Genomic DNA, 5410 nt, shown 5'->3' with positions numbered 1-5410 from the left:
GCCCGGCAGGGTGTGGGAGTTGGCCTCGGCGACCGAGCCCGGCAGCTGGTGCAGTACCTCCGTCACGGCCGGTACGGCGGGCGGCTCGGCCGGCAGGAGCGCCTTGGGAAGGACCAGGACGGCCGTCGTGCCGCCCTGCTTCTGCTCGCGCAGCTGGATGCGTACGCCGTGCCGGGCGGCCAGCAGCGCGGCGACCTGGAGGCCGAGGCCTTCGCCGTCGCCCACCGGGGTGTACTCCGCCGGCTGCGCCAGCCGCGCGTTGAGGTCGGAGAGCCGGTCGGGGGCCATGCCGATGCCCTCGTCCTGCACGGACAGCATGATCTCGCCGCTCTCCAGGAACCAGCCGGAGAGCTGGACGTGCGCGTCGGGCGGCGAGAAGGAGGTGGCGTTCTCCAGGATCTCGGCGAGGAGGTGGCTGAGGTCGTCGGCCGCGTACCCGGCGATCTGGGCGTGCGGCGGGAGGGCCTGCAGAGTGACCCGCTCGTACCGCTCGATCTCGCTGATCGAGGCGCGCAGCACGTCGACGAGCGGGACGGGTCCGGTGTGCGCGACGCCGTGCTCGGTGCCCGCGAGGACCAGGAGGTTCTCGCCGTGGCGGCGCATCACGGTCGCCATGTGGTCGAGCTTGAAGAGGGTGGCGAGGCGGTCCGGGTCCTGCTCGCGCTCCTCCAGCGTCTCGATGACGGCGAGCTGGCGCTCGACGACGCCGAGGGTGCGCAGCGAGAGCTTGACGAAGGAGGAGTGGACGGTGGACCTGAGCTCGGTCAGCTTCGCCGTGGATTCCTGGGCACGGGCCAGCAACTCGGCGTGTTCCGCTGCGAGTTGGCTGTTCTCGGCGGCGAGGGTACGGCGCTGGGCGTCGAGGGTCTCGCGCTGGCCGACCAGGTGGCTGCGGTCGCCCGCGAGCTTTTCGGTGCGGGCACCGAGGTCGAGCAGCTTTCCGTGCAGGCTGTTGAGGGACCGTACGACCTGGGCGTACTCGTCGTTGCGCCCGGTGTAGCGGACCGGCTCCTCGGTCTCGGGGGCCGCCGCGAGGCGGGCCGCGCCCAGGCGCAGCACGGCGAGCGGCTGGGTGAGCGTACGGGCGACGGCGGTGGAGATGCCGACGGCGAGCAGGAAGCAGGCGGCGAGCAGGCCGATGCGGAATTCGAGGGCGGAGACGTCGTCGTCGCGCAGGGCGGCGAGGTTCTGCGCCTGCGCGGAGGCGAGGGCCGCCTCGGCTCCGCGCATCCGGTCGACGCGGGCGGTCAGCGCGGCGTCGACCTTCTCCGCGCCGATGCGGCGGTCGGCGGTGCTGAGGGTGGCCTGGTCGGTGAGGGCGTTCAGGTACTGCTCGGCGGTCTTGACCTCGGGGCCGCTGACGGTCGCGGCGAAGGAGTCCCGGTCCTTGGCGGGCGCGGCGAGGGCGAAGTCGGCGAGGGCCGCCTGCTCGCGGTGGCGGGCCTGCTGGGCGGCGGCGCTGAGCGCGTCGCGGACCTGCTTGCCGTTGCCGCTCTCGCTCCGTACGAGCAGCCCGGTGGCCGGGTCGAGGCGGACCGTGGACTCGCCGCGCGGCACGGCGAACGCGGCGAGCAGCAGGCCGCGGGTGGCGGCGGCCTGCTCGACGGCGTTGCCGAGGGTGGCGGGCGCGGTGCCGGAGCCGCCGGCCCGGGGCGGGGTCTTGCGGGCGAGGTCGCGGGAGAGACCGCGGAGCTCGTCGAGGGCGGTGGAGTAGGCCTTGTGGAGGTCGAGGGGGGTGCTGCCGGCTCCGCCGGTGCTGGTGCCGGTGCTGGGCTTCCCGCTGTCGGCGGTGCGGCGCAGGGCGGGGATCTTCGCGAGCGCGGTGCGTACGGAGGCGGGCAGATCGGCTGCGTCGTGCGCGGTGAGCTCGGCGATCTGGCGGTCCACGCGGGAGGTGCGGTCGCCCTGGGGGGTGTTCTTGTCGCGGCTGTCGGCGCCCGCTCCGGAGGAAGCGGGGTCCGCCGCGAGAGCGGTCGCCTCGTCGCGCTCGTCCGCGAGGGAGTGCGCGAGGGCGAGGGCCTGCCGGTTGAGCTCGGAGAGGTCCAGGAGGTCCTGGGAACGGGTCAGTTCGTCGGACGCGCTGATCAGGGCCGGGGCTCCGGCCGCCAGCACGACGACACCGACGGCGGCCACGGAGGCGACGAGGCGGTTGCGCACCCGCTTGGGGCGTGACTGCTTGGTGGGGCCGGAGGGCTGGACCTGGGCCGGGGCCGGGGGCGGGACCTGGGCCTGGGCCTGGGCCTGGGGGCGACTCTGGGCCGGTCCTTGAGCCTGCCCCTGAGGCCCGCCGTGGACCTGGTCCGGGGCCAGACCTTGCGACTGGTCCGGGACCCGGCCTTGCGCCCGGTCTTCCGCCCGGCCCGGAATCTGGCCTTGCGGCTGACCTTGGGTCCGGTCCGGGGCCTGACCCTGCGACCGGCCCGGCGCCTGGCCTTGGGTCCGGTCCGGGGTCCGCCCTTGCGCCCGGTCCGGGTTCTGGCCCTGCGGCTGCTCCGGGGTCCGGCCCTGCACCTGGCCCGGGGGCTGGTCCTGGGGCCGGGTCGGGGTCTGCTCGCCCGGGAGGCCTTCATTGCTGACGTTGCCGCCCCGAGGCCGCTTGTTCTGCACCGGTGCTCGCATTCTTGGTTCGTCCGCTCAGGTGGCCGAGGTGACGGCTCGTACATCTACGTCTGGACACATGCGGACCGAGCGCCCCACCCCCACCCCTGATTCAGCCTTCGACCATTCCAGCCCCCGGGGAGGGAAGCGTGCATCAACCGCTCCGCCACCCGAACGAGTGAACATCACTCGGGAGTTGGCGAACAACTTCCGTCACGGTCCGTCAGCCGCCCTTTCGGTGTGCCGGTTGGAAGTTCCGTGCGGGCTTTGGCAAGATGCACCCCCGCAGCTTCCCGGAATGGATCATTCCATCTAAAAGCAGGCAGCTGACCTGCTGGTATGGGCCAATTCGCGCCTCTCACGGGTCGCCGGGCAGGGTCCGGCAGACTGGCCCTCATGCGCATCGAACTCGCCACCGCCCCCGGAGACCCCGAACGCCCCAACGAGGACTGGACGTCCGTGGCGCTGCCTGCGGCGGGGCCGACCGGCCAGGGTGGAACCCTCGTCGTCCTGGACGGGGTGACCCCGCCACCGAGCGAGACGGGGTGCGTGCACTCCGTACCGTGGGTCACGGCACGACTCGGCGGCGCACTGATCGAATTGTCCGGTTCGCGGCCGGAATTGACCCTCCGGGAAGTGCTGTCCGCCGCCCTCTCGCGCACCGCGGACGCCCACCGGTCCACCTGTGACCTTTCTCACGTCCGCACGCCTCAGGCAACCGTGGTGATGGTGCGTTGGGGGGCGGCGACGGTCGAGCACCTGGTGCTTTCGGATTCGGCGCTGCTGCTGGAGGGGGCGGACGGGTCGGTACGGGCGGTACTGGACGACCGGCTGGACCGGGTGCCCGAGGAAGCGCTCCGGTCGCACGCCACGGCCGACGTCTACCGGAACGCGGAGGGAGGCTTCTTCACCGCGGCGGCGGATCCCGCGGTCGCGGAGCGGGCGGTCGTCGGGGAGACGCCGCGGGAGGAGGTGCGGGCGGTCGCGGCCATGACGGACGGGGTCACGCGGTGGGTCGACACCTTCGGGGCCGGGGACTGGACGGAGTGCATGGGGGTCCTCCGCAAGGAGGGGGCGCAGGCCTTGATCGACCGGGTGCGGGAGTTGGAGCGGGGCGCGGCCACGAACCGCTGGAAGCGGCACGACGACGCGGCGGTCGTGTACGCGGAGTTGTAGCGGGGGGGGGGGGGCGGGCCGGTGGTCTCTGTGCGGGCGCGTCGTGGCTGGTCGCGCAGTTCCCCGCGCCCCAAAATGCTGCCCCGGGCCCCCTGGGGCAGCGGGGCCGCCCCCACGCACTACCCCTCCGCGCGCGTATTCAACTGGTGGAGGAGCCGCGCCAGTTCCGCCACCTCCACCCGGTCCCAGTCCGCCAGCTTCTGGACGTAGCTCGCCCGTCGTGCGTCGCGGACGCGGCGGAAGCGTTCCCGGCCCTCCTGGGTGAGCAGGACCAGTGAGGCGCGGCCGTCCGCCGGGTCCGGTTCGCGGGCGACCAGGCCCAGCTCCTCCAGGGCGCGGAGCTGCCTGCTCATCGTCGCCTTGCCCACGCCGAACCAGGCCGCCAGCTCCGTGGCCCGCTGCCGGTCCGCCTCGTCCAGGCGGACGAGGAGGCCGTACGCGGCAGGCTCCAGTTCGGGGTGGACCTCGCGGGCCAGATCGCCCGACGACGCCCGCGCCCTGCGCAGAAAAAGCGCCAACTCCCGCTCCAGCGCGAGGAATTCCTGATCCACGACGACCTCTCTTGTCGACTCGTGCGCCGACTCCGAAGCGGTCCGGCAACTTTCAGCGGCAGGCATCACCGCAGTTCGTCCAGTATTTCGCAGGTGTGGACCAATGTCGGCACAGAGGCCCTCTTCCGCCCCACCGGTCTACGTGCGTAGCTTTCGTTCGGCAAGGCCACCTCAGTCGCTTTGTCGATCTTTCGGAGGCACGCAATGCACGTGCTCAGAGCAAGATCCGCCGTCACCGCCGCCGTCACCGCCGCCGCACTCGGCCTGGCCCTCACCGCAGGAGCCGCAGGAGCCGCGGCCACCGCAGGAACGGCTCCCTCCCCCACTCCCCCGCCCGGCTCCGCCCACATGGGCATGGGCGTCGTCCCGCACGACGGGCAGGGCCCGCTGCCCCCGTCCGCACCCTTCGCCGAACAGACCGAGGGCGTGGACGTCTCCAGCCACCAGGGAAACGTCAACTGGGCCGCGCTGTGGACCAGCGGGGTCAAGTGGGCGTACGCCAAGGCCACCGAGGGGACCGGCTACAAGAACCCCTACTTCGCGCAGCAGTACAACGGCTCGTACAACAGCGGGATGATCCGCGGGGCCTACCACTTCGCCCTGCCCAACAGCTCCAGCGGCGCCGCCCAGGCCACCTACTTCGCGGGCAACGGGGGCGGCTGGTCGCGCGACGGCCGGACGCTGCCCGGCGCGCTGGACATCGAGTGGAATCCGTACGGGGCACAGTGCTACGGCAAGACGCAGTCCCAGATGGTGGCGTGGATCAGGGACTTCCTGAACACGTACAAGGCCAAGACCGGGCGCGACGCCGTCATCTACACGGCGACCAGCTGGTGGAAGAGCTGCACCGGCAACTACGCGGGCTTCGGCGCGAGCAACCCGCTGTGGGTGGCCCGGTACAACAGCACCGTCGGTGAACTCCCGGCGGGCTGGGGCACGTACACGATGTGGCAGTACACCTCGTCGGGCCCGATCGTCGGCGACCACAACAAGTTCAACGGGGCCATCGACCGCGTGCGCGCCCTCGCCAACGGCTGACGGCTGAACACGTGAAGGGACCCCCGGCGCGTGGGCGCCGGGGGTCC

General features: G+C 72.6%; 4 protein-coding genes. 2 read left to right on the top strand and 2 right to left on the bottom strand.

The features are described 5' to 3' along the window. Window positions 1-2619: nitrate- and nitrite sensing domain-containing protein (locus tag ACWGIG_RS36475; protein WP_453326014.1), on the bottom strand; the 2619-nt coding region annotated here is incomplete at its 3' end. 375 nt (window positions 2620-2994) lie between these two features. Between ACWGIG_RS36475 and ACWGIG_RS36470 the strand changes: the two genes are divergently transcribed. Further along, on the top strand, window positions 2995-3774 hold the full coding sequence (locus ACWGIG_RS36470) for a protein phosphatase 2C domain-containing protein (RefSeq protein ID WP_453326013.1): 780 nt from the start codon (window positions 2995-2997) through the stop codon (window positions 3772-3774). A gap of 119 nt (window positions 3775-3893) precedes the next feature. Here ACWGIG_RS36470 and ACWGIG_RS36465 read toward each other — a convergent pair whose 3' ends face one another. Continuing rightward, window positions 3894-4391 carry a MarR family winged helix-turn-helix transcriptional regulator gene (locus ACWGIG_RS36465; protein WP_453326012.1) on the bottom strand — a complete coding sequence of 166 codons (498 nt, stop codon included), beginning with the start codon at window positions 4389-4391 and terminating at the stop codon, window positions 3894-3896. A 138-nt stretch (window positions 4392-4529) separates the two neighbouring features. Here ACWGIG_RS36465 and ACWGIG_RS36460 point away from each other — a divergent pair, with 138 nt between their 5' ends. After that, window positions 4530-5363: a lysozyme gene (locus ACWGIG_RS36460; protein ID WP_453326011.1), complete on the top strand. Its 834-nt coding sequence runs from the start codon at window positions 4530-4532 to the stop codon at window positions 5361-5363. Window positions 5364-5410 lie beyond the last annotated feature (47 nt).

It is taken from the genome of Streptomyces sp. NPDC054863 (assembly GCF_053610825.1).
Note: the sequence above shows the minus strand (reverse complement) of the source record. Positions and strands in the feature narration are given on the sequence as shown.